This is a genomic window from Aestuariibacter salexigens DSM 15300 (genome assembly GCF_000429145.1).
GTDB classification, from domain to species: domain Bacteria; phylum Pseudomonadota; class Gammaproteobacteria; order Enterobacterales; family Alteromonadaceae; genus Aestuariibacter; species Aestuariibacter salexigens.
Map to the genome: position 1 here is coordinate 185,654 of NZ_AUBH01000006.1, position 26,711 is coordinate 212,364.

At 48.6% G+C, this 26,711-nt stretch carries 25 protein-coding genes and 1 tRNA gene; 6 read left to right on the forward strand and 20 right to left on the reverse strand.

Annotation, left to right across the window (positions count from 1 at the left end; genetic code table 11):
* Positions 1-110 precede the first annotated feature (110 nt).
* The 5 genes from G441_RS0111135 to purE form a co-directional block, all read right to left on the reverse strand.
* Positions 111-581, reverse strand: coding sequence for a Dps family protein (locus G441_RS0111135; RefSeq protein ID WP_026376423.1), 471 nt, complete (start codon positions 579-581; stop codon positions 111-113).
* 45 nt (positions 582-626) lie between these two features.
* Complete coding sequence (locus G441_RS0111140) at positions 627-1,118, reverse strand: copper chaperone PCu(A)C (protein WP_026376424.1); 492 nt, start codon at positions 1,116-1,118, stop codon at positions 627-629.
* Between the two features lie 81 nt (positions 1,119-1,199).
* Positions 1,200-1,275: transfer RNA gene (locus G441_RS0111145), tRNA-Thr, on the reverse strand.
* Between the two features lie 74 nt (positions 1,276-1,349).
* Complete coding sequence (locus tag G441_RS0111150) at positions 1,350-2,501, reverse strand: 5-(carboxyamino)imidazole ribonucleotide synthase (RefSeq protein ID WP_026376425.1); 1,152 nt, start codon at positions 2,499-2,501, stop codon at positions 1,350-1,352.
* Entirely contained in the window at positions 2,498-2,989 is a 492-nt protein-coding gene (purE, locus tag G441_RS0111155) for a 5-(carboxyamino)imidazole ribonucleotide mutase (protein ID WP_026376426.1), read from the reverse strand. The genes G441_RS0111150 and purE overlap by 4 nt, the downstream gene beginning before the upstream one ends.
* A gap of 275 nt (positions 2,990-3,264) precedes the next feature.
* Between purE and G441_RS0111165 the strand changes: the two genes are divergently transcribed.
* Together G441_RS0111165 and nhaA are read left to right on the forward strand one after the other, a co-directional pair.
* Positions 3,265-4,164, forward strand: a complete 900-nt coding sequence (locus tag G441_RS0111165; protein ID WP_026376427.1) for a LysR family transcriptional regulator — start codon at positions 3,265-3,267, stop codon at positions 4,162-4,164.
* A gap of 19 nt (positions 4,165-4,183) precedes the next feature.
* Positions 4,184-5,395, forward strand: coding sequence for a Na+/H+ antiporter NhaA (gene nhaA, locus G441_RS0111170; RefSeq protein WP_420806151.1), 1,212 nt, complete (start codon positions 4,184-4,186; stop codon positions 5,393-5,395).
* Positions 5,396-5,424: 29 nt separating this feature from the next.
* Here the strand turns inward: nhaA and G441_RS0111175 are convergent, their stop codons facing one another.
* The 4 genes from G441_RS0111175 to trxA all read right to left on the reverse strand — a co-directional run bounded on the left by G441_RS0111175 (position 5,425) and on the right by trxA (position 11,482).
* The gene (locus G441_RS0111175; protein ID WP_026376429.1) at positions 5,425-8,175 is read right to left on the reverse strand and encodes an ATP-binding protein; all 2,751 of its coding nucleotides are present in this window, start codon (positions 8,173-8,175) and stop codon (positions 5,425-5,427) included.
* A 43-nt stretch (positions 8,176-8,218) separates the two neighbouring features.
* A complete protein-coding gene (locus tag G441_RS0111180) occupies positions 8,219-9,508 on the reverse strand; it encodes an amidohydrolase (protein ID WP_026376430.1) in 1,290 nt (429 codons plus the stop codon).
* Positions 9,509-9,651: 143 nt separating this feature from the next.
* Positions 9,652-10,917 carry a transcription termination factor Rho gene (gene rho / locus G441_RS0111185; protein WP_026376431.1) on the reverse strand — a complete coding sequence of 422 codons (1,266 nt, stop codon included), beginning with the start codon at positions 10,915-10,917 and terminating at the stop codon, positions 9,652-9,654.
* Between the two features lie 238 nt (positions 10,918-11,155).
* On the reverse strand, positions 11,156-11,482 hold the full coding sequence (gene trxA / locus G441_RS0111190; RefSeq protein ID WP_026376432.1) for a thioredoxin TrxA: 327 nt from the start codon (positions 11,480-11,482) through the stop codon (positions 11,156-11,158).
* 99 nt (positions 11,483-11,581) lie between these two features.
* Here trxA and rhlB point away from each other — a divergent pair, with 99 nt between their 5' ends.
* Complete coding sequence (rhlB, locus tag G441_RS0111195) at positions 11,582-12,868, forward strand: ATP-dependent RNA helicase RhlB (protein WP_026376433.1); 1,287 nt, start codon at positions 11,582-11,584, stop codon at positions 12,866-12,868.
* A gap of 6 nt (positions 12,869-12,874) precedes the next feature.
* The gene (locus G441_RS0111200; RefSeq protein WP_051275546.1) at positions 12,875-14,386 is read left to right on the forward strand and encodes a Ppx/GppA phosphatase family protein; all 1,512 of its coding nucleotides are present in this window, start codon (positions 12,875-12,877) and stop codon (positions 14,384-14,386) included.
* A 13-nt stretch (positions 14,387-14,399) separates the two neighbouring features.
* Here the strand turns inward: G441_RS0111200 and G441_RS0111205 are convergent, their stop codons facing one another.
* The 10 genes from G441_RS0111205 to tatA form a co-directional block, all read right to left on the reverse strand.
* Positions 14,400-14,615: a helix-turn-helix transcriptional regulator gene (locus tag G441_RS0111205; protein ID WP_051275547.1), complete on the reverse strand. Its 216-nt coding sequence runs from the start codon at positions 14,613-14,615 to the stop codon at positions 14,400-14,402.
* A gap of 1 nt (position 14,616) precedes the next feature.
* Positions 14,617-15,069, reverse strand: a complete 453-nt coding sequence (locus G441_RS0111210) for a hypothetical protein (RefSeq protein ID WP_156896353.1) — start codon at positions 15,067-15,069, stop codon at positions 14,617-14,619.
* A gap of 127 nt (positions 15,070-15,196) precedes the next feature.
* Positions 15,197-17,389 carry an ATP-binding protein gene (locus tag G441_RS19330; RefSeq protein WP_051275548.1) on the reverse strand — a complete coding sequence of 731 codons (2,193 nt, stop codon included), beginning with the start codon at positions 17,387-17,389 and terminating at the stop codon, positions 15,197-15,199.
* A gap of 108 nt (positions 17,390-17,497) precedes the next feature.
* Positions 17,498-18,496, reverse strand: a complete 999-nt coding sequence (gene hemB, locus G441_RS0111220; RefSeq protein WP_026376437.1) for a porphobilinogen synthase — start codon at positions 18,494-18,496, stop codon at positions 17,498-17,500.
* The gene (locus G441_RS18550) at positions 18,493-20,388 is read right to left on the reverse strand and encodes a sensor domain-containing diguanylate cyclase (RefSeq protein WP_051275549.1); all 1,896 of its coding nucleotides are present in this window, start codon (positions 20,386-20,388) and stop codon (positions 18,493-18,495) included. Before G441_RS18550 ends, hemB begins: the two co-directional genes overlap by 4 nt.
* Positions 20,375-21,199, reverse strand: coding sequence for a TatD family hydrolase (locus tag G441_RS0111230; protein WP_026376438.1), 825 nt, complete (start codon positions 21,197-21,199; stop codon positions 20,375-20,377). The genes G441_RS18550 and G441_RS0111230 overlap by 14 nt, the downstream gene beginning before the upstream one ends.
* 2 nt (positions 21,200-21,201) lie before the next feature.
* Complete coding sequence (locus tag G441_RS0111235; RefSeq protein ID WP_026376439.1) at positions 21,202-21,777, reverse strand: hypothetical protein; 576 nt, start codon at positions 21,775-21,777, stop codon at positions 21,202-21,204.
* Entirely contained in the window at positions 21,774-22,520 is a 747-nt protein-coding gene (tatC, locus tag G441_RS0111240; RefSeq protein WP_026376440.1) for a twin-arginine translocase subunit TatC, read from the reverse strand. The genes G441_RS0111235 and tatC overlap by 4 nt, the downstream gene beginning before the upstream one ends.
* Positions 22,517-22,816 carry a Sec-independent protein translocase protein TatB gene (gene tatB, locus G441_RS0111245; protein WP_026376441.1) on the reverse strand — a complete coding sequence of 100 codons (300 nt, stop codon included), beginning with the start codon at positions 22,814-22,816 and terminating at the stop codon, positions 22,517-22,519. Before tatB ends, tatC begins: the two co-directional genes overlap by 4 nt.
* On the reverse strand, positions 22,816-23,049 hold the full coding sequence (gene tatA, locus G441_RS0111250) for a twin-arginine translocase TatA/TatE family subunit (RefSeq protein WP_026376442.1): 234 nt from the start codon (positions 23,047-23,049) through the stop codon (positions 22,816-22,818). Before tatA ends, tatB begins: the two co-directional genes overlap by 1 nt.
* Before the next feature lie 194 nt (positions 23,050-23,243).
* On the opposite strand from tatA, the gene G441_RS0111255 reads away from it, so the two are divergent.
* Positions 23,244-24,212 carry a hypothetical protein gene (locus G441_RS0111255; protein ID WP_156896354.1) on the forward strand — a complete coding sequence of 323 codons (969 nt, stop codon included), beginning with the start codon at positions 23,244-23,246 and terminating at the stop codon, positions 24,210-24,212.
* 68 nt (positions 24,213-24,280) lie between these two features.
* Positions 24,281-25,612 (forward strand): amidohydrolase, encoded by a 1,332-nt coding sequence (locus tag G441_RS0111260; RefSeq protein WP_026376444.1) that lies wholly within the window; start codon positions 24,281-24,283, stop codon positions 25,610-25,612.
* 106 nt (positions 25,613-25,718) lie between these two features.
* Here G441_RS0111260 and G441_RS0111265 read toward each other — a convergent pair whose 3' ends face one another.
* Positions 25,719-26,681, reverse strand: a complete 963-nt coding sequence (locus G441_RS0111265; RefSeq protein WP_026376445.1) for a S41 family peptidase — start codon at positions 26,679-26,681, stop codon at positions 25,719-25,721.
* Between the last annotated feature and the right edge of the window lie 30 nt (positions 26,682-26,711).

A 26,711-nucleotide genomic window follows, 5' to 3' on the forward strand; every position in this document is an offset into this window, starting at 1 on the left:
CTCGTGATTGTTTTGGTTAGCGATATAGTGGGGATTGACCGCTGAAATGCAAGCTTGTCTGTATCGACAGAACTATACTGCGCGCGCATCGTGCAGTATAGCAATGAATATTATTCCGCCATGGCACGCAACATCCAGGCGGTTTTTTCGTGCACCCGCATACGATCGGACACCAGTGCCGCCGTCGATTCATCGTCTGCCTGCTGTGCCAGCACCAGCACTTCCCGGCACGTTTTGACCACCTGCTCATGACTCTGTGTCAGGATCAATACCATCTCTTTGGCTGCGGGCACTCCTTCTACTTCGGCAATCGAGCTCAATTCGGTAAACGCTTTGTAAGTTCCCGGCGCTGCAACGCCTAGAGTGCGGATACGCTCAGCAATATCGTCCACAGCCACAGCTAGCTCTGTGTAGTGCTCTTCAAACATCAGATGCAGTTCACGAAACTGTGGTCCGGTTACATTCCAGTGAAAATTATGGGTTTGCAGATAGAGGGTGTATGAATCTGCCAGAAGTCGTTTCAAACCGTCGGCAATAGCCTGACGATCTGTTTCATTGATGCCAATATCAATCTTGCTCATATTCATTTCCTTCTAAAGTTGACGCAGTGCTATAGCGATGCAATGTTATTCGTGGTGATGATGACCATGTTCGTCATCATTATCTTGCATCGGCCCGTCACCGACGTTCACGGTGACGACTTGCGTAGCTGCATATTCAAAAAACAAGCTCACCTGTATGCTTTGTCCTTCAAGCAATGGCCCGGTCAGCCCCATAAGCATGATATGCTTACCACCGGGTGCGAATTCAACCCTTGACCCGTTTTGCAGGGGAACACCATCCTGCAAATGTCTCATCAGCATCATATCTCCCTGCATAATATGGTCATGAATTTCGGCTTTCGCCGCCACGTCTTCGCTAACGCTTACAGCAACAAGGACGTCATCAGACTCCCCCTGATTTTCAAGTGTGATATAGGCTGCACCGGTAGTCGCTAATGCAAATGTGGGTCTCGCCCATGCGTCGCTGACTACAATATCTGCGGCATAACTAACACATGTAGATAGAGAAATGAAAACGAATAAAAAGAAAGACTTGACGTATTTGCGATACAACAATGTAGGCACTCCTAAGTGATTTAGAAGATTATAGCCCTAATACATATTGCTGGTGCAACTCAGAACGTACGAAGAGAAGAATGGTGCCGGCTGCCGGAGTCGAACTGGCGACCTACTGATTACAAGTCAGTTGCTCTACCAACTGAGCTAAGCCGGCACACTAAAACTGTGCTACTGCGGTGTCAGCGATGCGTGTCACTCACAGCGAGGCGGTATTCTAAGCATTCCGAATCAGTTGTCAAGCACGATCGCTTGTAAGCGTTTCGCTTCCGAAATCAGCTTCGGGAAATGCTCCAATGGTAAGAACTCGGCCAGCTTTTGCAATGCCTCACCGAGCTCTTTATGAGTCTGACCAACGACATTGATGTGACCCATTTTGCGCTTTTTCCGGACACTTTTTCCGTACCAGTGCAGATGACATCCTGGAATACTCAATAACTGTCGTGAAAAGGACGTACAACCGATAATATTAATCATCGCACTTGGCCCGATGGCTCGGGTATCACCTAGGGGTAATCCAGTCACGGCGCGCAAATGATTTTCAAACTGGCAAGTCACACTGCCCTGCATAGTCCAGTGGCCAGAGTTATGCACTCGTGGTGCAATTTCATTAACCAATAATGAACTGCCAACCTGAAACATCTCTACTGCTAGTACACCAACATAGTCTAACTCGTTAGCCAGCGAGGTGAAGATATCCTCAGCCTGACGTTGCAGTGCTTCTGTCACATCAGTGGCCGGCGCTACGGACACATGCAGCTGCCCCTGATGATGAAGATTTTCTGCCAGGGGATAAAACTTAACGTTGCCGCTCGTATCTCGCACGCCTATTAATGACACTTCACGCTCAAATTCAACGCGTTTCTCTGCAACTAATGGAACGGCTTGCAAGTCTAGATCGGCAAGTTGCAGTTTTAACTCAGCTAACTCATCCTGACTGCGTAATCGCCATTGACCATAGCCGTCATAACCGTCACGGCTGGCTTTGATAATTAAATCTGCACCAATGGCGGATAAGACATCGTCGAGCTGCTGAATATCGGTCACAATACGATGAGCGCTATTAGCGATATGCAACTTTTCCAGTAACGCCTTCTCTCTGACCCTATCAGCACCCGTCAGAATCGCCTGCATGCCCGGTCGCAATTTGCCACTGTCATGCGCTTGTTGAAGCAATGCCTCTGGCACATGTTCAAACTCAGCAGTAAGGGATTCAGCGGCTAAAATAGCCTGCTCAAGGGTAGTATTCAGGGGCTCCTTGCTGATCGGATTGACAACTGCCTGTGAGTTGACATCCACGGCTTGCACATCGATGCCCAACGGCGTTCCGGCAAGATACATCATTCTCGCGAGCTGGCCAGCGCCATATACCAGGACTTTCACTGGTCAAGCTCCAAATCACCTGCTGCAAGCACTGACTCTGTTTGCTCTGAGCGGAATGACTTCACTGCATCTCTGACGTTGTCACTTTGCAGGGCAACAATCTGGGCAGCCAATAAGCCCGCATTGGCGGCACCAGCATCACCAATTGCCAACGTACCCACAGCAACTCCCTTTGGCATCTGCACTATTGACAGTAACGAATCCAGGCCGTTGAGCTGGCTAGAGCGCACCGGACACCCCAATACGGGCAAATGCGTATGGGCGGCAATCATGCCAGGCAGATGGGCAGCGCCGCCAGCACCAGCGATAATGACATCGAAGCCGTTCTTATCGGCGGTCTCCGCGAATTCGGTCAACAAGTTTGGCGTGCGGTGTGCGGATACGACCTTTGCTTCGAAGTCAACGCCCAGGCGTTTTAACATTTTCGCTGCATTTTGCATGGTCGGCCAGTCAGATGTAGACCCCATAACGATAGCCACCTTAGGCATAGTGTCTCCTGCTCATCGCGTTAAAAATTGATTACTGTTGCAATGCACTCCGAATCCACCTAAGCACCTGAATGCTCACAGGGGTTAGAAGCGTAATCGCGTCTCAGCATAAAAAGGGCGCAGATTGTAGCTCAAATCAAAGTCAAATCCCATGCCCTGCAGCGCCTCAAAAAAGCACATCAATGTGCTTAGGGTTGCAGGATGATCTTAAAAATAGATTTAAAGATATATAAATAGAATATATATTTATCATAATAAATAACGCAGGCGGACAAATGAATAATCTTACCTTTCGTCTACTGGAAGTTTTTCAGCACGTCGCAGACTGCGGGTCAGTTACCGCCGCGTCTGAGCAGCTGTCATTGTCACAGCCCACCGTATCGCTGCAATTAAAGAAACTAAATACAATGTGTGGCTTACCTCTGCTTGAGACTCATCAGGGCCAACTGCACATGACAGAAGCAGGTCGGGCCGTCTATCGGTGTGCGCAGGATGTACTTAATGCACAGGCTAAGTTGACGAGTCATATACAAGCACTCAAAGGCGTAGAAGTAGGCTCATTACGATTGGCCGTTGTCACCACAGCAAAATACATTATTCCGCCCTTGCTGGCTGATTTTTGTAAAGCACACCCTGGGATTGACGTGCACTTAAAGGTTGGCAATCGCGCCCAGATCATCGAAAGATTACAACAAAATCGCGACGATATTTATATTTTCAGCCACCCGCCAGAAGCATTGAAGGTTGATGTTCAACGGTTTATGCCCAATCGCCTGCATGTCATAGCCAGCGCAGACTATCGCGGTCCAGATAACTGTCGATTAGAAGACATAATCGAATACAAATTTTTGCTACGTGAACCAGGCTCTGGCACGCGGTTGGCGGTTGATGAGTTTTGTGAGCGTCACGACATCCACATGCATAACACCATGTTGATAGAAAGTAATGAGGCCATAAAACTCGCCGTAGCGTCAGGCCTTGGACTGGCCATTTTATCCGAATATACGCTCGCACAATCACCCGATCCGAGAGTAAAAATTCTGCATATCGATGGGTTTCCCCTGCGGTCATATTGGCATGCAGTGACATTGAGTAACCGACCACTTAGTCTGGCGAGTCAAAGCTTTGCGAAGCACCTAGCTGACTATGGTAAACAGTTTCACTTAGAAGATTAAAACGAGGGCTATCACCTTGATTAATAACATCCTGAATAAGCCATTACCTGTCCACGAATTGCTACGCAGCGAATCCTCGGCCGGAATTGCGCTGATGTTGTCTACGGTACTGGCACTGATTGTCGCCAATTCGCCCCTATCACCTATTTACGACCAATTGGTAGAACTACCTGTCACGGTAGCTGTGGGTACGTGGAGTATCGATAAGCCCCTGTTGCTTTGGATCAATGACGGTCTGATGGCGGTGTTCTTCTTTATGGTAGGACTGGAATTAAAACGAGAGATTTGTGAAGGCGAATTATCTAATCCCGCAGATATTACGTTGCCCGCCACGGCTGCCGTTGGGGGTATGCTGGTGCCGGCTTTGATCTACGTCTTTTTTAATCAGGGTGACGCGACGGCCATGTCTGGCTGGGCCATTCCGGCCGCAACTGATATTGCGTTTGCACTTGGTATTCTGGCTTTGCTTGGCAGTCGTGTACCCGTTGCTCTTAAAGTCTTTTTAGTCACACTGGCTATCATCGATGACATTGGCGCGATCGTTATCATTGCGCTGTTTTACACCAGCAATATTACCACGACAGCGCTTGTCATCGCTGCCTGCTGCTTACTTTTGCTATGGTCTATGAATCGCAGAGGTGTCGCTTCTGTTCCCTCATACATATTTGTGGGATTGGTACTTTGGGTGGCAATGCTGAAATCTGGCGTACATGCGACGCTGGCCGGTGTACTGCTGGCGATGTTTATCCCTATGCGCGACCGGGAGAACCCGCAACGTTCACCGGTGCAAACGCTGGAGCATGATCTGCACCCGTCTGTTAGCTTTGCCATTCTGCCGTTATTTGCGTTCGCCAACGCAGGTATCGATTTCAGCACTATTGCAGCCGACGCCATTTTCCATCCTGTGACCATCGGCATTTTCCTCGGGTTGGTGATAGGCAAGCAGATTGGCGTGTTTGGGTTCAGCTATCTGGCAATTAAAACCGGGCTGGCATCATTGCCGACAGGCGTCACCCTGCGTCACATCTATGGTGTGTCGCTATTGTGTGGTGTCGGTTTCACGATGAGTCTGTTTATTGGATCTCTGGCATTTGAAGAAACCGGTGTAAATCAGATGGCCGATGAACGTTTAGGTATTCTTTGCGGTTCGTTTGTCTCAGCTTTATGTGGTTATCTCGTATTGCGCCTGTTTACCAAGCCCGTGCAGGAACAGCCGTCAGGTAATGAATAACGGTAGGCCAATAATAGAGAACCGGATGTCTATCCTGGGTTAAGCAATTTGCCTAGCACATTAATCAGCTCCGCTTTGCCTACCGGCTTGCTGAGATAGTCATCCATTCCAGCATCAAGACATGCGCTGCGATCCTCAGCGTACGCGTTAGCAGTCAGGGCGACGATAGGCACTGTCGCCCAGGATGTTTGTCGGGTGCGAATCTGCCGTGTGGCCTCGAATCCGTCCATCACCGGCATCTGGCAGTCCATCAGGACTAAATCGAATTGTTTTTGCTCAAGCACGGCAATCGCTTCGTTGCCATTTCTGGCGCGCAAGAAGCGAGCACCTAAGCTACGCAACATATCCTGAATAATGGATGCGTTAATATCGTTATCCTCAACGATCAGGATCTTCAGCCCTTCGATAAACTCTGCCGCTTCACTTTCCCTGTCCGTAGCAGGTTGCAGCTCGGCGATGTCAGCAGGAATCGAGACATCAAAACGGGTCCCTTGCTCTGGCTTACTCGACAAGGTTAACGAGCCACCCAGCAATTGGGTAAGTTCCTTACAAATCGTTAAGCCCAGTCCGGTGCCGCCAAATACACGCGTCGTTGACACATCGGCCTGAGAGAACTCCTGAAAAATACTTTCCTGTTGCTCCTCACTTATACCAATACCCGTGTCTTGCACAGACAGTTCAAGCCGGTTGTCAGTATATGCTAGCTTTACGGTGACACTGCCGTTAGTGGTGAACTTAATGGCATTGCTAAGAAGGTTGTTAAGGATCTGGGTAAGTTTTGTCGGATCGCTCTTAACCGCATCGGGCAGAGGAGATTGACAGTCGACGTTAATGATAAGCCCTTTTTGTTCCGCCGCCTGTTTGTGTAATTCCGCACAGGCATTTAACCAGGGCTGGGGCGCAAAACTTCGATACTCAACCGACATCTTTCCCGCTTCAATCTTCGACCAGTCAAGGATACTGTCGAGGATTATCAGCAAATTTTTGGCAGACAGCTGAATGATTTCTATCCTGCGCTGCGTATCTGCATCCAATTTACCGTCCAGCATATTTTCACAGGTACCCAGAATACCGTTCATCGGTGTGCGTATCTCATGGGACATGTTGGCCAGAAATCGAGACTTCGCTTCGCTCGCTTCATTGGCTCGTTGCAGTGCGATTTCAAGCGACGCAGTCTTTTCCCGGACTTTCTGCTCCAGCGTGTCGTTCAATTCCTGCTGTTTATCTCTTGCATACGCCAGCTGTCGAAACGAGCTCATCAGACGTAATTTAAGCTCTGAAAAGCCTCTGTCCAATTCACTGATTTCATGAATATAGCGTCGACTGTTGTTAGTCACTCCTACAAAGTAGTCACCGTGCGGATCGAACTGATTGAAGTCATTTATTAATGCCGAGAGAGGACGGGTTAGCACCACTGCGACCAAATAGCCGGCAGCAGATGCCAGCCCGACCAGCGCAATAACGACAATCAGCGTGATAATTAAATAACGGTTTATGCCGGTTTCAAATGCACTGCGCGGATATAACGCATAGGCATTCCATTTCAGGTCACTGCTGACGAATTGCATAGCCAGCCAATTCTGCCCAGCGAACAGCCCCTCAAGAGGCGTTAAACATCGCGAATGCTCACATTCCATGACCATGAGTTCCAGCAATGCTTGTTGATTTAAGGAAGGAGAAGCAAACACGACTTTATTCTGACTGTCAGTGATAATGATCGCACTGTCGGCTTTTTGTGGAAGTCGGTCGTAGGTTGCAAATCCCGACAGATCCAACGAGCCTTCAATGATGCCTTCAAATTCACCGTTTTGTGAAAACACCGGGGCTGATAGCGCAACAATGGGATCACTGCCAAAACCTTTGCCCTGAAAAGCATCTGACACGTAGCTCTGTCCGGTCTGCTTAGGCACGCTGAAATAATCACGATAGGCTACGTCGACATGTCCCTGCTGAGTAGCGACTTCTAATAGAGATGCTGGCTGAGATGAAATAATGGTGCCCTTGGCGTCCGTCATTAGCATGGTTAAAAAGCCGGGATACGCCGATGCCAATGACTGCAATACACGTTGCCCCTGCTCAGTAGTATTGACAATATCACTGACCGCGCGAAGCGCCTTAGCGTGACTGTGAAGATAAGATTCAACCCCAATGCCTATTGTTTCGGCTGCATCTGTCAGATAGTCACTTAGCTGAATCTGTGTACTGCGCTGATGCAAACCTATGTAAACAAAAGAGACGGCCAATATAGAAAAAAAGAACACACCGCTGAACAGATACTGGAATAAAAAGCGGATTTTTTGCGGTGGCACGTTGTCAGATGGGCGCAGCATATTTGCTGCAATCACTAGAAAATGGCCCAACAACGCGGCGCCCACTGCATTAAGTATTGTTAATAGACCATCTCCAAAAACACTGAGGTCAAGATTGCCGCTTTGCCACCATGCAGACAGGGCAAATAATGGTAAACCCAGCATCAACCAGTACAAAATACTGATAGTAATTGGTCTGACTTGAGATTTGCGGTAACAAATGACGGTCAGTATCAATGGGTGGAGGAGTACCAGCGATACTGAAATTATCGATACAGGCTCGAACCATAGTGGTACTGATACTAAAAGCGTTGAAAAAACACACCAGCGCCAGCCAAATTTGAGCCCGGCATAAATTGAAGCAAACATTCCCCAGGCAAACATGCCATTGGTCATAAAAGGTGCTGGCAAGGCATTTGCCAACAGGCCGACTATCGATATCAAGGCGATAGTCTTCAGTTTATGAAGCATGCTTACCTCAGGAAACAAGCGAATCTCTGCACCAATCCGGGTACTAGTGCTGCTGCATATAGTCCAGCGTTAGGTTGGTCAACAACTTAACACCTAACTTCATGCCACTGTCGTCCACATAAAACTCCGGAGTGTGGTGCGCGGGCGCGTCCTCAGGCTTCACATCCAGAGGTTTGCCTCCCACCCACAGGTATACGCCGGGCACTTCCTCCTGGAAAAAAGAAAAATCTTCAGCGCCGGTGACCGGTTTACTGTTGATAACATTTTCTTCTCCCGCCGTGCGATTGAGCGTAGACAACATCTTTTTCATCAATGCCGGATCGTTGTAGGTAATGGGATAATTGTAATCAAGTGGCAGCGTGACTTCTGCCGTGGCGCGCATACTGTCAGCGATGCCCTTTACCTTGCGCGGAAGCGCTTCGTATATATGCTCACGTGCCTGTTCATTCAGGGTACGAATAGTGCCAACCATTTCCACCTCCATGGGAATAATGTTGGAGCGATTACCGCCATGGATAGCACCGACGGTGATAACAGCAGCATCGTCGATAAGTTTTAGCTCGCGGCTAACAATGGTCTGTAATGCCATGATAATTTGTGCTGATGTCGTAACAGGATCAACACTAAGCCAAGGATAGGCTCCATGAGCCTGCTTGCCTTTCACCACAATTTTGAATGGGTCCACAGCAGCCATAATGCCACCCTCACGCCAGCGTACTTTGCCCACATCGGTATCTGCACTGATGTGCAGACCAAAGATTGCGTCCACATCAGGATTCTTCAGAACGCCCTCTTCAACCATCACCTCTGCACCGCCTCGCTCACCTTCTGGTGATCCTTCTTCAGCAGGTTGGAAAATAAATTTTACCTGACCGCGCAGTTGGTCCTTCATATCAACAAGAATAGAGGCTGCGCCCATCAGCATCGCCATGTGAGTATCATGCCCACAAGCGTGCATGACAGGCACGTCGTTACCATTGAATTCTCCACGTTCGCGACTGCGATAAGGAAGGTCGTTATCCTCCAGCACCGGCAAACCATCCATATCGGCACGCAGCGCCACGACTGGACCAGGTTTACCGCTATCCAGCACACCTACTACGCCGGTCATTGCAACACCGGTGGTCACGTCCAATCCCAGTTCGCGCAGGTATTTTTCTATATACGCGGCGGTCTTCACCTCGCGGTTGGACAATTCAGGATACTGATGGAAATGATGACGCCACTGGATCACCTGGGATTCAATTGCATCGGCTTTTTGGGCAACAACAGACTCGTGATTATCGGCAAGTGCGCCGAAAGTTAGCAGGGCAAGAAGGCTGAGGTATCTCATAGTTTGCTCTCGTTATCGTTATAGTTGAGCCTTTCAGTGTATGCCCAGCCTATCCCGAGTACAACTCGCAAACCATTGGTCATTGGTATAAAAAAGCCGCTGACAATAGCAGCGGCTTACAAATTGAGTGCTAACGAACTGTCTTAACTCTTCTGACGCTTCATCGCATCGAAAAATTCGTTATTCGTTTTAGTCATGGAGAGTTTACCAATCAAAAATTCCATGGCATCGATTTCAGACATTTCATGCACAATTTTTCTCAGGATCCACATTTTCTGCAGTTCATCCTGGGTCGTCAGCAACTCTTCGCGACGCGTGCCCGAGCGATTGAAGTCAATGGCTGGGAATACACGTTTTTCGGCTATCTTACGATTAAGGTGAAGTTCCATGTTACCGGTGCCTTTGAATTCCTCGTAAATGACCTCGTCCATCTTCGAGCCGGTATCAATCAATGCCGTGGCAATGATTGTCAGGCTGCCACCCTCTTCAACATTACGGGCTGCACCAAAGAAGCGCTTAGGTTTGTGTAAAGCGTTGGCATCTACACCACCGGTGAGCACTTTGCCAGAGGAAGGGATCACAGTGTTGTAGGCTCGTGCAAGACGAGTAATCGAATCCAGCAGAATAACTACGTCTTTTTTGTGTTCAACCAAACGCTTGGCTTTCTCGATAACCATCTCAGCGACTTGAACGTGACGACTGGCAGGTTCATCAAATGTTGAGGCAACGACTTCGCCTTGCACCAATCGCTGCATTTCTGTGACTTCTTCAGGGCGTTCATCAATGAGTAGCACCATTAACGTACATTCTGGATGGTTTGCAGCAATTGATTGTGCAATATTCTGCAGCAGCAGTGTTTTACCAGCCTTCGGCGGTGCCACTATCAGACCACGCTGTCCGCGACCTATAGGAGACGCCAGATCCAACACGCGGGCAGTGATATCTTCGGTACTGCCGTTACCACGCTCAAGGCGGAATCGCTGGTTTGCGTGTAGTGGTGTGAGGTTTTCAAACAGGATCTTGTTGCGCGAGTTTTCAGGTTTATCGAAATTGACCTGATTAATTTTCAGCAACGCGAAGTAACGTTCGCTGTCTTTAGGCGGCCTTATTTTGCCTGAAATGGTATCGCCGGTGCGCAAGTTAAAGCGTCTGATTTGGCTCGGCGAGACATAAATGTCATCTGGGCCAGCCAGATATGAGGAATCGGCGGAACGCAGGAAGCCGAAGCCGTCTTGCAGAATTTCCAGCACGCCATCGCCAAAAATGTCTTCGCCACTTTTCGCGTGTGCTTTCAGTATGGAGAAAATAATGTCTTGCTTGCGGGCGCGAGCCATGTTTTCCAGGCCCATTTGCTCGGCCAGTCCAACCAACTCGCTGATCGGTTTTTTCTTGAGTTCCGTTAAATTCATATCGGTGGGTCTTGTGCTTGAACTTCGCTATAAAAAGCAAAATTTACCATTAGGGTTTGGCTTGTTATTTATTAACTCTGGTTTGAGTATGAACTACAAAAAGGGGTGTTCGGGTAAGAACGATGTAACGTTAGCACCAAATTATCAGTCCGTCTAGCTTCTTACCGTATTTTATCTACAGGTCGCTATGGGCCGGCTAGATACGAGATGGCCCGGCGGAGACCCGGGCCAACATCAGTTACAGGTTTTCGTTCAGGAATTCCTGCAGCTGCGCTTTCGACAGCGCACCGACTTTTTTATTTACCACGTTGCCATCTTTGAACAACAGCAAAGTTGGGATGCCACGCACGCCGAATTTAGACGGGGTATCCGGATTTTCATCGACATTCAGCTTCACAACTGCTACTTTGCCGTCGAATTCGTCAGCCACATCTGCCAAGATAGGCGCGATCATCTTACACGGGCCACACCATTCGGCCCAGAAGTCAACTAATACAGGACCGCTAGCATTGATAACATCTGCTTCGAAGCTATCGTCAGATATCGCGGAAATTTTGTCGCTCATTCGTTTCTCCAAATTTAACCGTTACTGATTTGTTTCAGCGCGGACATGAGTGTTATATAGAAAATGTTTTTTAATGCAAGCACTGATAAGCTATAAGCTATGCAAACAACTCACTTAACCGACACCCATTTTAGCGATCTGCCTATAAACGGGGACGTCATCAAAGCACTGTCTGAAGCTAACTTCAACCATTGCACCCCTATTCAGGCAATGAGCCTTCCTCACTTACTGGAAGGGCTCGACATTGCCGGACAGGCGCAAACCGGAACCGGTAAAACTATTGCGTTTCTGGTCGCCACATTTCACTACCTGCTGAATAACCCCCAGCAGGAACCGGGTCAGCCCAGAGCCATCATTATGGCACCTACGCGCGAACTCGCCGTACAGATCTATAACGATGCTGAATTGTTGAGTAAACACAGCGGACTTAGCCTAGGTTTGATATATGGGGGTGAGGGTTATCAAAGTCAACGGGAGACTCTCGAACAGGGCGTCGATATTGTCATCGGCACCACGGGCCGCATTATCGATTATTACAAACAAGGCATATTCAGCCTGAAGAATATTCAGGTTGCGGTATTGGATGAGGCCGATCGGATGTTCGATTTAGGCTTCATCAAAGATATCCGCTATTTATTCCGTCGTATGCCAGCGCCTACAGAAAGACTAAGCATGCTGTTTTCTGCGACGTTGTCTATGCGTGTTCAGGAATTAGCCTATGAGCACATGAACAATCCAATACATGTGCAGGTTGAGCCTCAGCAAAAAACCGCCAGTCGCGTTAAAGAAGAGCTCTTTTATCCGTCTGATGATGACAAAATGGCCTTATTGCTTACGCTTCTAGAAGAAGAGTGGCCAGATAAAGCCATTGTCTTTGCTAATACCAAACACAGCTGTGAAAACATTAATGACTGGTTGCGCGCCGATGGTCATCGCGTGGGCCTGCTCAGCGGTGATGTGCCGCAGAAAAAGCGCTTGGGGATCCTCGACGATTTTTCCCAGGGTAATCTCGACATTCTGGTCGCCACCGACGTTGCCGCACGTGGCCTGCATATCGAGAAAGTGACGCATGTGTTCAATTACGACTTGCCTGATGACGCCGAAGACTATGTACATCGCATTGGTCGAACGGGACGTGCAGGAAAGAGTGGTCACGCCATCAGCTTTGCGTGTGAAAAATATGCGTTAAATCTGCCAGCCATCGAGACCTATATTGGCCACGCCATCCCGGTAACCGACTATTTCCACGATGCATTGTTGCAAGACATCAGCGCCCCTAGCCCACGTCGCAGAAGACGTAACACTGCTGGCAAACCTCAGGGCCGTGGCGGCAGAAGACCATCTGGAAGAGGTGGCAATAATCGTGGTAATGGACGCGGACGTTAATCAGTGATGAGCAACGTGCCGCCTCGCTCTGTGATGCTTCAAGAGGAGTTATATGCAGCTGTCGACCTTGGCTCGAACAGCTTCCACATGGTAGTGGTCAAAGTCACTGCGGGCAGCGTTCAGATTATTGGCAAAGTAAAGCAGAAAGTCAGACTGGCCGCTGGCCTTGATGCCGATATGGTGCTGGATGAAGACAGCATGCAGCGAGGCTGGAACTGCCTTGCTACGTTTGCAGAGCGACTGCAGGATATTCCCGCCTCAAATATTCGGGTTGTAGGTACAGCGACATTACGCATTGCAGCGAATGCCGACGTATTTTTGCGCAAAGCCGAACAGATTCTGAACCACAAAATCCATGTTATAAGTGGTGAAGAAGAAGCACGTCAGATTTATCTTGGCGTCGCTTATACGTCTGCTAATCAGGGCAACTCACTGGTCATCGATATCGGTGGAGCAAGCACGGAGATCATTGTCGGCAATGACATGACGCCTTTGCGACTAGTGAGTTTGGAGATGGGTTGCGTGACGTTTATGGAGCGCTATTTCCCAGATGGTCAGCTCAGTGTCGACAATTTTGAACGCGCTCATCGCGCCGCAGTCGAGCATTTACTGCCAATTAAAGACGATTTTCTGGCTTTTGACTGGCAAAACTGCCTTGGCGCATCGGGTACCCCACAGGCGGTACTTGAAATACTAGTGGCACAGGGGATCAGTGATGCTATCCGTCTCAATTATCTGAATATTCTCAAGCAGCAGTGTATCGATTGTGGCCATATTGATGCATTGTCCATTGAGGGGCTTGAGGAATCTCGTCGGCCCATTTTTCCCAGCGGCCTGGTGATTTTGATCGCTTTATTTGAACAACTGCAGATCAAGGATATGAACATCTCAGGCGGCGCCCTGCGCGAGGGTCTGATTTACGGGATGCTGGATAATCTCAAGGATAACGATCGTCGGCAGCTCACCCTAACTGACGCGATGCGCCGATTCCACATCGATATCGACCATGCTAAGCGGGTCAATGAGATAGCACAGACGTTGTGCAGACAAATGTGTGCTCAGGCCAATGTCTGTAATTTCGACACGGATGCGGTACTGGCTGCTGCCGCGCTACTGCATGAAACCGGGTTGCATATCGAATACAAAAAGTACCATCTGCACGGCGCTTACATTCTCACTCATTTGCCCCTGCCGGGTTATACAAAACTGCAGCAGGAAGGCATTCGTGACCTGGTACAGAACCATCGCCAGGAAATAGATGTTGCCTTATTCGACCGTTACCACGAAGAAGTGAAAGCACAAATGATTGGGTTGGTCAGAATTTTACGTATTGCCTGCATGCTGTGTATCCGCCGTCAGGATAACCATGTCCCAGAGGTAACGCTAAGCATCAATGACACTGACTGGACGCTAACGTTTCCGGATGGCTGGTTAAAAGCACACCCGTTGATTGACGCAGAACTCGCCAATGAAACGTGGCTACAACACAAAGCTGGCTGGAAACTGCACTGTCAGTAGCGCAGTATCCCGGTTAGCCTTGCTGCTGCCAGAAAAACACTTCTTCAACGCTTTTGTCGAACTGTCGAGCTATCTTAAACGCCACTTCGAGGGACGGAGAATACTTGCCTTTCTCGATGGCAACGATGGTCTGGCGGGACACGTCAACTGCGTCTGCAAGCTGCTGCTGAGTCATTTCATTATGCTCAAAGCGCAGCTTTCGAATGGCATTGGTAATATGCGCACTCACCTCATGCACCCCTGCGATAATAAATCAAACGCGTCCCATAGCGCGTAATTTCTGCGCAAATAAAGCCTGACAAGAGTAAGTGCAAAATACTGTAAACAAATTCAATATCATCAAATATGAAAGGTGTTTGTACTGCACGCTCTGGCGCGACACTGTTCAGCCAGATAAAGAAAATTGAAATATACACTGCGCTGGTCAACACAGCATATGCCCACCTGTTAGATTTAAGCGCAATTAACTTGTCGCGCTCATCGTCTCCACGATCGGCTTCTTTGGCATTGAGGCCAGCCAAAACCGAATGTGTGACGACTTCCAGGATCAAACTCAATAACACCATTTTAACCACAGCGCCCATCAGTGCAGACTGCGATAGTTGTCCTGCATTGACTAAATGCAACACATCGTAGAGATACACCGCAAGTATAATCACAGACAGCAGCAACGACGCTGCCACACTTTTCTCTTTATAACCCATAACAATCCCCATGAATGATTTTCTCGACACCATGTCAAATATTTTTTACATTTGTAAGCGTAGTCTTATGCCACAAACATGTCAAATATTTTTGACATCAACTCGCTCAGCAGTATTGTCTTAGCGTCGAATAGAGAATGTTGGTGTCGATGGGCTTGCCAATGTGATGAGCGAACCCGAGTTGCAAATAGCTTGCTACCTCTTCACTCATAACGTTTGCTGTCAGCGCAATGACCGGCAGCTCAGGGTGGTCGGGTTTAATCAAAGAAAGGGCCTGCGTGCCGTCCATCTCTGGCATTTGTATATCCATGAGGACAAGGTCGTAAACTTGCTGATGGCAGGCTTCCACCGCTTGCTTACCGTTGACGACAAAGTCTAGCGTAGCGCCGGTCGCCTCCATCATTGAGCCAATGATTGCTTGATTTATATCATTATCCTCAGCAATAAGAATACGCTTGCCTGACATGTCGGGGGCGCTCATATGTTCGCTCTGAACATCTTCCGACGCGGTTGTCGCTTGGGTGAGTGGCAGGGTTATGGTTACGGTTGTCCCCTGCCCCGGTTCGCTGAAGAGCTGAAGAGTACCGTCCATCATCTCAACCAAACTGGTCGTGATTGACATTCCCAGCCCCGTGCCGCCAAATCGTCTCGTCGTGGACGTATCAGCCTGACTAAACCGTGCAAATATTCTCTGCTGGGTGTCTTTATCCATGCCAATGCCTGTGTCCGTCACTGACATACGAATAGCGTCACAATCATCACGCTCACGCACAGCGTCTAGTGAAAGCGTTACACTCCCATGCGCTGTGAACTTTATCGCGTTTGACATCAGGTTCAGTAAGATTTGTCTGACCCTTACCGGGTCCCCTAGCCAACCGTCAACAAAGCTTTCGTCGATCAAAAGATGGATCGCCAATCCTTTTGATGACGCGCTCAAGCTAACATCGGATAGGACTGATTCAGCGACATCACGCACTGAGAAAGACACATTTTCCAGTGATAACTTATTCGCCTCAATTTTCGAGTAGTCCAGAATATCATTGATGATGGTCAGTAAAGAATTCGCTGATAATAGCGCTTTTTTTATCATGTCTCGTGACTGGGCATCTTGTTCAGAACGCGACAAAATCTGAAGCGTGCCTAAGATACCATTCATGGGTGTTCTGATTTCATGGCTCATGTTTGCCAGAAACTCACCTTTAGTTCGATTGGCACTGTTTGCTACTTCTGCAGCGCTTGCTAACTCCGCAGCATGACGACGCGTTCTATACAGCATAACGACTGCCATGAAAAAGATGACCGCGAGAAAGAAGATCACAATCATCAAGACAGTCTGGCGTGAGAAAACTGATGGATGTTGGTTAACCAGTTCAGCATCGGCGGGCAGCGCGTCTTCATCCAAGTGCCATTTTTGCAATTGCTGAGCATTAAACTGCAAGCTTATGACAGGATTTTGATTGACCGGAAAGTCCTCGCCACGGGCCAACGCGACTGCTGTATCAGCCAGTTTTTCAGGCACTACCACGGCACCGCCAGCGTATCGGGCAACATTGTGCGCAAATATCGTAAAGATTGGGAAGCGCTCCTGGGTTACCAACCAGTTGTGCACCGTCTCCCAATTTCGCTCAAATGATTTGTAATTTATGTAAATAATCGGCGTTTGCGCAGGCATCTTCTGTAGTTCAGATAACGCCTGCTCTGGGCGTAACATTGGATTAAGGTAGTGAACTTTCACTCCCTCGGGCGCTTTATTTATAAAGTTTTCGACCAGTCCCTGGTCCAGCTCGAGTTCCTGCGAGCCGTGAATAAACACAATGTCTTTGGTGCCTGGAAACACCGACATTATTTGTCGATAAGACTCAGTAGGTTCGTAATCAGAGGGGATCAAGGTGCCTCGCGTCGGCTGCCAGTCGATGTGTAAAAAATAGCGTTGTGTGGAAGGTAATAGCGACGTATTGCTATTCAAAAACACACTGGCATGACGTCCGATGGCAACGATGCGAGAAAATGACGCGTCAATATTTTCCGGAATAATACTTTGCAATTGGTAGCGAAAACTCTCCAGCGTGACTTGCTTGACCTCATCTCCCAACGCGTCTACTGAGTCTGCATAAAAAGGAGGTACAGTGAGAACAAGTACACGATCGTCTGAAGAAATATCCGCCATCAGACGATACATCATTCTGGCTTCGAAATCAGACTCGTTAAACGAGTTCACCAGAATGATGCCGTATTCGTGCTGCTGTTGTGACTGGGCTGTCTGGGCAAAAACCATCGCAAGCAGCAACAGCAACCCCATAAATATACCACTTGGTGATGCAAGTTTGAGACGATGCGATAGCAAGTCGTCACTACCCGTAAGAGAAATATCGACAAGCAGTCTAGCATAATAAAAAGTCTGGCAAACTTACTTAGCCAGCAGCATCGCCGCCTGCTTGGCAAAATACGTTAAAATGCCATCTGCGCCGGCGCGTTTAAATGCCAGCAATGATTCCAAAATGACCGCGTCAGGTTGTAGCCAGCCGTTGGCAAATGCGGCCTGATGCATGGCATATTCACCGCTGACCTGATAAGCAAACGTCGGCACGCCGAACTCGGTTTTACAGCGACGTACAATATCCAGATACGGCATACCAGGCTTAACCATAACCATATCCGCGCCCTCTTCGATATCCAGGGCAATTTCACGCAAGGCTTCATCACTGTTACCGACGTCCATCTGGTAACTGAACTTATTGCCACCTTTAATATTCCCGGCAGAGCCGACTGCATCACGAAACGGGCCATAGTAGCTAGAGGCATACTTGGCAGAATATGCCATGATACAGGTGTTCTTGAAGCCGCTAGTTTCCAGCGCCTGGCGAATCAGTCCTACCCGGCCATCCATCATGTCGGAGGGTGCGACAATATCTGCGCCGGCGTCGGCATGAGACAACGCCTGTTTAACCAACACCTCACAGGTTTCATCGTTCATCACATAACCGCTGTCATCCAGCAACCCGTCCTGTCCGTGCGAGGTGAATGGATCCAGCGCTACATCAGTAATAACCACCAGCTCTGGAAACGTTTCTTTTAACGCACGTACCGCTTTCTGTGCCAATCCATCTTCATGAAAGGCTTGTGACGCACATTCTGTTTTTAACTCTGGTGGCGTGACCGGGAACAATGCCAACGCAGGGATCCCCAAAGACAGGCACTGTTCCGCTTCCTTAAGCAGGAGATCAATCGACACCCGTTCTACACCTGGCATCGAGGCCACAGATTCTGTGCGCGCCTTACCTTCCACAACGAACATTGGATAAATCAAATCTGCCGGAGTTAATGTGTACTCACGCACCATGTCTCGAAGTGCGGCACTGCGGCGCAGACGTCGTGGTCTGTGCAGCGGGTAACGGGATGAAATCATTGGTTTTCCTGTTTATCTTTGGGATCTTGAATTCTGTCTGCAACGACCCTGTTCCGGCCATGTTGCTTAGCTTGATAAAGACACTGGTCGGCGACTCGCAGCAGACTTTGTTCCTGGCCCTCAAATTGGATCACGCAGCTGGCCACACCGGCACTTAATGTCAAATTAATTATTACATCGTCTACATTTACAGGCCTGGCTTGCAAAGCCATGCGGATGTTTTCGGCCACCGCCACGGCACCTTCAAGATCGGTATTTGGCAAAATTAACGCAAATTCCTCACCGCCATAGCGACAGGCGACGTCACTGTTGCGTTTAAGGTTTTCCTTTAACAAACTAGCGACATACTTGATACATTCATCGCCCACCTGATGCCCATAGTTATCATTAATGGGTTTGAAATGGTCAATATCCAACATGACCAGCGACAGAGACGTCTGCTCTCTGCGACTTCGTCGCGTTTCCGCCTGTAAACGCTTATCCATAAAGCGGCGATTGTTAATGCCAGTCAGAGGATCCAGGGTATTTTTACGCTCCAGTTCCCGATTGGCTTCAGACAGTTCACGCAGCGCAATTTCCAGTTCCAGCGTACGTTCCTGAACTTTGTACTCAAGCTCGTCTCGCGCGCTTTGTTCAACTTCATAGAGACGTTCCTTCGCCACGCGCGCCGCTTTTTCCTGGGCTAATGCCTGCTCCTGTGTAGCAAACAACTCATCACGCTGTTGGCTGTAACTCATGGCCAGCACCAGTGCCAAAAGCAAGGTTTCAATACTGGCGCCAATCATCAGCAGATACTGGCTGGGAATGGCGAGATCAATAATATTTGAGTTCTCCAGCGCAGCAATAAAACCGCTTGCCAGCAAAATGCTCCACGCCAGTGTGAAATATCGCGCCATCACCAGCCCACGAAGAGATAGCCATAGCCCCACTCCGAAGATAATACTGACTGCGAGCAGCAGTAGTACCATGAACAGTTTTATTTGAATGCTGTACGGAATGACCAGTGCCACCAACAAATTGAGCGCAAATACGCCTAACAAATAGCGCATACCCCTGTAGATCAGCGGGCTGACTTCTTTCAGTTGCAATAAATGATAGGTGAAGATGATGGCAAACATGATCACCAGGTTGGCAAAGATAGCCACAGCTTTGCCCTGCAGCCATATCGCCTCCGGCCATAAATACTTAAATGCCAGACCATGCAATACCGCCAGCGTGAGTCCTAAAGACGCCACATAACCACAGTACACAATAAAACTGACCCGACGCGTGGTAACGAAGAAAAACAGATTACTCAATGCCATCGCCAGCATGTAACCAAAGAAGATACCGACAATCAGATTGTGCTCAGAGGAATCCACCAGCAGATCGGTTTCGGTCCACAAAAATAAAGGTACACGTAGGGTTCCACTGGTCTTGACTCGCAGATAAACGTCCACTGACGAGTGGTTTTGAGGCACAGGGAACAAGAATTTTTCGTGCGGTATCATCCGCTCGTAAAACGGTTGTGCATCACCACTGTGATACTGCGTAAGAATGTCGCCGTCACTCACAAACCACACGCTCACACTATCCAGCAGACTGTAACCCACCTCCAGTATGTGTTGCTCTTTTTTCAGGTTGGGCAACGTGAATCTAAACCAGTGCGCGTTATCATTCATGCCGAAGGACAAATCGGCTTCGGTATCTTGCCAGCGTGATCCCGGTAATCCCATCACGTCGGAAAGCGTCATGGCCTGCTGTTCCTGAACCATGTCGACATCAAATATCTGCATGGGGTTAATCTGACGTTCGCCCATCACCGTCAGGCTCACAAAGAATACCAGGGCAGCCAAGCCCACTGTCAGCAGTAGCCAGTATGGACTCGCATCTTTGGAACTAGGCAGTTTCATTGATACCCCACCCAGGCTTGCCCAGCAACGTCAGACTGTTACGCCAACTATGCTGCTGTATATCCATTACACTGTGCCCAGTCAGTGCAGATAGCTGTTCAGCGATATGCGGTATGTTAGCTGGATGATTGTTTCGTTTTCTTGGTCGCAGTGTTTTTGGCCACAGGTAGGGTGCGTCAGTTTCAAGAATGAGACGCTCAAGCGGTAACTTGTGCACGGCTTCCCGCAGTGCCAGACCGCGCTTTTCATCGCATAGCCAGCCTGTAATACCGATATACAGTCCCAACTCAAGATAGGCGGTCATCTGCCCAGTATCACCGGTAAAGCAATGGGCCACACCACCGGGCAGTGATGATATCACGCCGGATAACATACGATATTGCTCATCGAATGCATCGCGCTCGTGCAGCAATACCGGTTTTTGCAGTTCACAGGCAAGCTCAAGCTGCACTTCAAACGCTTGTCTCTGATTATCGGGACTGGAGAAATTGCGATTAAAATCCAAACCGCACTCACCAATCGCAACAACATGTGGAGACGCTACCAGTTGGCGTATCTGCTCGGCTGATTGCGCCGTAAATCCATCCGCATAGTGTGGATGGACTCCGGCAGTGCACACCAGTGATTCAGGATATTGTTCACAAAGATTGACTGCGTGCTGGGCATGTTGAAGATCAGTGGCAATCACACACAGGTATTTAACGTTAGCTGTTCGGCTTTGCACAAGCACAGAAGCTGGTTCGAGACGTTCATCGATAAGATTTACGCCGCAGTCAAACCAGCCTTGCTCATGTTGCGCGTTGGCCTGCATGGTTAATTGGCGCGAACAACTCGCATGCGACGATTCACATCATCCTTACTCAGATAAAATGCCCCCATCGCGCCGCGTTCAACGTAGACTCTTTCGCCTTCCCTTACGCGAAATGAACCAGAATCTGTCTGCCTCCAGATATGGCCATTTGTCATGGTCACGGTTGCACGCTTCTTGCGGTTAATATCAACGTCAGCGACTTCGTAGTACAAACGTTCAATATCAGCATCAGGACGAACAATCGCTTTGCCGAACGTATCCTCCGCATTTTCTGGGGTTGATGCTGTTGGTGCCGGGCTGTTCACCGCCGCTTGCGGCGCCGCCGTCTGCGCGTTAGCAATCGCCGGTGCGGCTGGTCTGGCGGGTATCCCCTTAGAAACGACCTCATCAAGCCCTGAATATTGCTGCATATCTTTTACCACCTGGTCATAGCAAACCAGACGCTTCAAGCTGTTTTCAACGCGACCGCATTCGGCAATGGCGTCGGATAAGGTTTTAGCGGCAGCTGTCGTTGACACCATGGCAATAGCCAGTATCGCACTGGCGTTAAGCGCATGGACAACATGTTTCTTATTCATGGTACTTCCTGTTGTTCGTCTGTTGGTTTTTTTCTGGCATATAGACCCCCGATGATCAGCCCCAGTTCAAATAGCAGCCACATCGGGATAGCTAAAAGTGTTTGTGAGATGACGTCGGGAGGCGTAAGCAGCATGCCCACCACAAAAACGCCGACGACCACATAAGGCCGTTTTTGCCTGAGACTGTCGGCAGTTGTCATACCGGTCCAGCACATCAACACAATCGCGATGGGAATTTCAAATGAAATGCCGAACGCAAAAAACAGTTTCAATACAAAATTGAGGTAGCTGTTGATATCTGTGCTAATCACAACGGAGTTCAATTCTATACCGGTGAAAAAGCTAAACGCGATGGGGAATACCACAAAATAGGCAAATGCCATGCCTGCATAAAACAGCAGCGTACTTGACACCAACAAAGGCGCAACCAGCTTTTTTTCATTGCGGTACAAGCCGGGCGCAACAAATCCCCAAATCTGATAGAGCACGTAGGGGATGGCGATAAAAAATGACAACACCAACGTCAGTTTGAACGGCGCGAAAAAGGGTGTTGCCACATCTGTCGCAATCATACTGGCATTTTCAGGCAGAACGTCTCGTAACGGTGCAGACAAGAGATCGTAGAGATCGTGAGCAAAATACGCCAGGCATAAAAACACCACGAGCACGCTCAGTAACGCCCGCAAAATGCGATCTCGCAGCTCGATGAGGTGCGAAATCAAACTACTTGCCTGATCAGTCATTGTTTTTTATAGGGCTGGTTAACGGACTCGGCCGCTTTTTTAAGTTCATCTACACTTTCCTGAAGCTCAGGAGACAGGTCTTTAAGCCCCTGTTGTTCCGCTTTTTTCAGGTTCTCATGCAGTTCATGTACGCGCAGCTGTTCTTCGACTTCCTGTTTGAAGCCATTGGCCATATTACGCACGCTTCGCAGCGTACGCACTGTGGAACGCACCGCACCAGGTAATCTCTCAGGCCCCAGCACCAGCAGTGCCAGAACCCCAATGACCAGCAGTTCCCAGAAGCCGATATCAAACATTACTGCGGATCTTTTTGTTCAGTCTTTTTCTGTGGTTGTTCAGTCGATGGCGACGTTTTGTCTTCGACGCTCTTAGATTCCTCAAAATCAGCGTCTTTATCGCTTACTGCTTTTTTGAAACCTTTTACTGCTGAGCCCAAGTCTGTGCCCAGCGAACGTAATTTTTTGGTGCCGAATAATAAAAGAATAATGGCGAATATGATTAACAATTGCCAAATGCTGATGCCACCCATAGCGACTCCTTAATGTCGTTTGCCCTGTACTATATCTGATTGCAACGATAAATGCTGGGCGAAAACCATGTTTATACGCCATTATAAATCGATAATCTTAATCCGGTAAATCAGTGAGCAAATTCACGTAACAATTTGATCAATCTGAAATTTCAATTCATGCTTTGGGTAAGGATCCCTAACTGCGGAAATTCATGCATTTATCCACTGCGACAATGTTGATGGCCACAATGTTGATGTGTTGCTTCATGTGCTCCGCAGCGCTTGCGCAACAAACCAGTGAGGATGAATCCAAAGACACTCAGAAACCCCCTCAGGAAGAAAACGTGTGGCTCGACAACTGGCACCGTAGCGTGTCTGATGCTTTCACAAGTACCGCCCAGCAACTGGATAATTTCTTTGCTGATGAAGACACCTTCAATAACGAAGATGCCAAGGCTGAGGGAAGGATCCGGCTTGGTTGGGAGCCTCGTACGCGCGACATTGCAGAATTTGATCTGCGATTCCGCATTCGCGTCAAACTACCTGCTCTGAAAGATCGGGTAGATCTTTTGCTATCTGATGATGAAGACGATCAGCCTGCAGATTCCATTGCCGCCGCTCGAAACGACGCACTTGAAAGGCGCGATTCAGCCAACCTTGCACTGCGCTTTCGCAGCACTCCAGACGCCAAAATTTCCCAGCGTATTGGTGCCGGTCGACGCGACCAGCTGTTTTACAGAGTCCGCTATCGAGACGACTATCGCCTCTCGCCGTCATCCCGACTCGTCTACGAGGCAGAGCTTCATTATTACACTCGTGACCGCTTTGGCACACGACTACGATTCAACTATGAACATGACCATGATGCACGTAGCGCATTTCGCTTTCGCAATCAGCTGTACTTTCGCGATGACGAAAACCATTGGATTTGGACCCACGAATTACAGAGGCTTGAACAGCTCACCTCTCACTCTGCACTGATTTTCACCTTTTCCGCCGAAGGACTGAATAAACCCAGTTATCAGGTCGAGCAGGTTTATCTATCTGCACGCTGGCGTGACAACCGTATTCGCGACTGGTTGTATTTCGAAGTCGAGCCCTTTGTTTTGTGGCTGAGGGAAGAGGATTTTGCCCCGTCTTTCGGATTGGGCATGCGTTTTGAATACTACTACGGAAGATAATAGGGTCTTTTCCCACACTTCAGCTATGCTGAACATTCTACATAATAATTCCATAGGGATTTGGCACCATGTCTATCTTTGTTCGCCTCACCAGCTCATTGTTTTTTAGTCTTGTTACTTTCTCAGTATGCGCTGCACCAGCGGTCAGAGATGCCGTTAGCAAAGACTATGAGGACTACCTCAAACCCCTGTTTGTGCATTTTCATCAGAATCCAGAGCTATCAATGGGCGAAGTGAACACTGCGGCCAGGTTAGCAAAGGAATTTTCGTCATTGGGCTTTGACGTGCACGAGGGTATTGGTGAAACCGGTGTGGTTGCCATTTTTAAAAATGGTGACGGTCCAACGGTAATGATGCGTGGCGACATGGATGGGCTTCCTGTCAAAGAAGATAGTGGTCTGTCTTACATGTCAGAGGCTGAACAGCTTGACCCCATCAGTAAGGAAGTTCGCCCAGTAATGCATGCCTGTGGCCATGATGTGCATATCACAGGTCTGGTTGGTACTGCCCGCTATATGGCATCACATTTAGACCAATGGTCAGGTACGCTGATGCTGATCGCGCAGCCCGCCGAAGAGCGCATTATGGGTGCCCGCAAGATGATTGAAGACGGCCTGTGGGAGAAGTTTGACAAGCCCGACTTTGCGCTCGCTCTGCACGTCTTTGCTGAAGTGGAAATGGGCAAAATCGACGTACGTTCAGGACCTATATCAGCAGGCTCTACCAGTGTTGATATCATTGTTCACGGTGAGGGTACCCATGGCGCCTATCCGCAAGGTGGCATAGATCCTGTGGTACTGGGTTCACAAATCGTTATGGCGCTGCAGACGTTGGTGTCGCGTGAAATAGGTCCGAAAGAACCAGCCGTCGTTACCGTGGGGGCATTTAATAGCGGTTTTAAACATAATGTTATTTCAGACCGTGCTCATCTGAAAATCACTACCCGCTACACGTCCCCGAAAACCAAGCAGACCATCCTTGAGGGCATCAAACGCATTGCCGAGAATATGGGGCGAGTTGCCGGAATGCCGGAAGATAAATTGCCCGAAGTAATTGTTTCCAAGGATGAAGATACGCCTCCTCAGATAAATGACGGGGAACTGACTCAGCGGTTAACGCTGCGCTGGCAGCAGCAATACGGTGAGCAATATGTTGTATCAGTGCCTGACGAGGGCATGGGCGCTGAAGACTTTCCTTTCTTCGTCACCGGCTTCGATATTCCAAGCGTTTACTGGTCAGTGGGTGGAGCCAGTAGTGAAGATATCCAGGCGCAGGAAAAAGGTGAGTATAAGATCCCTTCTCATCACTCCCCGTTTTTTAAGGTCGAACCTGAATCCGTTGCTTATGCTGTCGATTCCACGGTAACCGCGCTACTTGACCTTATGGGGCGTTTGCAATAACGCCTACCACGCAAACAAAGAATCGCCATGTCACGTCCGCATAGGCGGACGTTCGACGGAGGGTGTAACCAAACACGCTATTTCAGGCTGGTTCACCCAAAAAAGCTCATTCGGATGTCGTTGGTTTATCAATCTCATGTGCAAGCTTAACAGCCAGTTCAAAACTCGCATCGGCAGATGTTTGGTAGTCGGCAACAACGCCCCACGTCTGCCAATTATCACCTGTTGACTCTAGTTTGATCTCAGCATAAGAGAGAAAAATACTCGTATGTTCACTAACAGTGGTGGGTATTGTCATAATGCCCAACCCCATAGTGTCTTCACCGACAATCGTGGCCTTTTCTAACTTTTTAAGTGTGTAAACAAGCAGCTCCCAGGGACCGGAGACAAATGAAGACGTCAGTATGAAAACTGGCAACTCTCTGTTCTTGAAGGTAAAGCCTTGTATTTCCAATGAGCCTAACGGCCTCTTATTTCCATGTCCAAAATGAATGTCTGCAAGATGGGTGTTGGGTGCGGTAAAAAAGCTTATCAGATGTTGCGTCAGCTCAACGTTACCCAGACCAACATCTCTGACATCCAGGATCAATGCGTTAACATCAGTGATGTGTCGGAAAGCTGCCGTAATGCTTTGCTTAGATTCATTAAATACAAAGTCGCCTTTCAACGTCAGATAGCCAACGTTGTTATCCAGTATCTGCGCATCTATAACGCTAACTTGCTGTGAATCAGCATCATCCGGTGTATCTGCGAGCGCCTCCCTTTTAACGAGTTCGAAATTACTGTCGTTAGTTGTGCGAATGACGGTTGCTTCAAGACTGTGTTTAAGTCGGTCAAAATCAAAAGCCTGGTCAAAATCTCCGGCGGCAAGCTTCTTTCGCAGTAACCTTGCGACGTGCTCGCCTTTATCAGGAAAAAGATAACGCGTCTCAAACTCACTCGCGGTGTTCTGCACGATTTCAACCACTTCTTCGTGTTGTAACTGAAATGCTGGCTGTCTTGCATAAGCGATTTTGTAAGCACTAACAGAAAAAAGTAATGTCAGGATAGTTGGTAAGAAAGTTTTCAAGTAACGTTGCTTCGCGTGTTTCTGTTTTAT

What these genes read in the sequence shown, in the direction of transcription:
- rho (WP_026376431.1), bottom strand. Translation starts at nt 10,917, where the DNA reads ATGAATTTAACGGAACTCAAGAAAAAACCGATCAGCGAGTTGGTTGGA.
- G441_RS0111135 (WP_026376423.1), bottom strand. Translation starts at nt 581, where the DNA reads ATGAGCAAGATTGATATTGGCATCAATGAAACAGATCGTCAGGCTATT.
- G441_RS0111200 (WP_051275546.1), top strand. Translation starts at nt 12,875, where the DNA reads ATGAGCAACGTGCCGCCTCGCTCTGTGATGCTTCAAGAGGAGTTATAT.
- G441_RS0111260 (WP_026376444.1), top strand. Translation starts at nt 24,281, where the DNA reads ATGTCTATCTTTGTTCGCCTCACCAGCTCATTGTTTTTTAGTCTTGTT.
- tatC (WP_026376440.1), bottom strand. Translation starts at nt 22,520, where the DNA reads ATGACTGATCAGGCAAGTAGTTTGATTTCGCACCTCATCGAGCTGCGA.
- tatA (WP_026376442.1), bottom strand. Translation starts at nt 23,049, where the DNA reads ATGGGTGGCATCAGCATTTGGCAATTGTTAATCATATTCGCCATTATT.
- G441_RS18550 (WP_051275549.1), bottom strand. Translation starts at nt 20,388, where the DNA reads ATGAAACTGCCTAGTTCCAAAGATGCGAGTCCATACTGGCTACTGCTG.
- G441_RS0111255 (WP_156896354.1), top strand. Translation starts at nt 23,244, where the DNA reads ATGCATTTATCCACTGCGACAATGTTGATGGCCACAATGTTGATGTGT.
- purE (WP_026376426.1), bottom strand. Translation starts at nt 2,989, where the DNA reads ATGCCTAAGGTGGCTATCGTTATGGGGTCTACATCTGACTGGCCGACC.
- hemB (WP_026376437.1), bottom strand. Translation starts at nt 18,496, where the DNA reads ATGATTTCATCCCGTTACCCGCTGCACAGACCACGACGTCTGCGCCGC.
- G441_RS0111165 (WP_026376427.1), top strand. Translation starts at nt 3,265, where the DNA reads ATGAATAATCTTACCTTTCGTCTACTGGAAGTTTTTCAGCACGTCGCA.
- G441_RS0111235 (WP_026376439.1), bottom strand. Translation starts at nt 21,777, where the DNA reads ATGAATAAGAAACATGTTGTCCATGCGCTTAACGCCAGTGCGATACTG.
- trxA (WP_026376432.1), bottom strand. Translation starts at nt 11,482, where the DNA reads ATGAGCGACAAAATTTCCGCGATATCTGACGATAGCTTCGAAGCAGAT.
- rhlB (WP_026376433.1), top strand. Translation starts at nt 11,582, where the DNA reads ATGCAAACAACTCACTTAACCGACACCCATTTTAGCGATCTGCCTATA.
- G441_RS19330 (WP_051275548.1), bottom strand. Translation starts at nt 17,389, where the DNA reads ATGGGGTTGCTGTTGCTGCTTGCGATGGTTTTTGCCCAGACAGCCCAG.
- G441_RS0111175 (WP_026376429.1), bottom strand. Translation starts at nt 8,175, where the DNA reads ATGCTTCATAAACTGAAGACTATCGCCTTGATATCGATAGTCGGCCTG.
- G441_RS0111230 (WP_026376438.1), bottom strand. Translation starts at nt 21,199, where the DNA reads ATGCAGGCCAACGCGCAACATGAGCAAGGCTGGTTTGACTGCGGCGTA.
- tatB (WP_026376441.1), bottom strand. Translation starts at nt 22,816, where the DNA reads ATGTTTGATATCGGCTTCTGGGAACTGCTGGTCATTGGGGTTCTGGCA.
- G441_RS0111180 (WP_026376430.1), bottom strand. Translation starts at nt 9,508, where the DNA reads ATGAGATACCTCAGCCTTCTTGCCCTGCTAACTTTCGGCGCACTTGCC.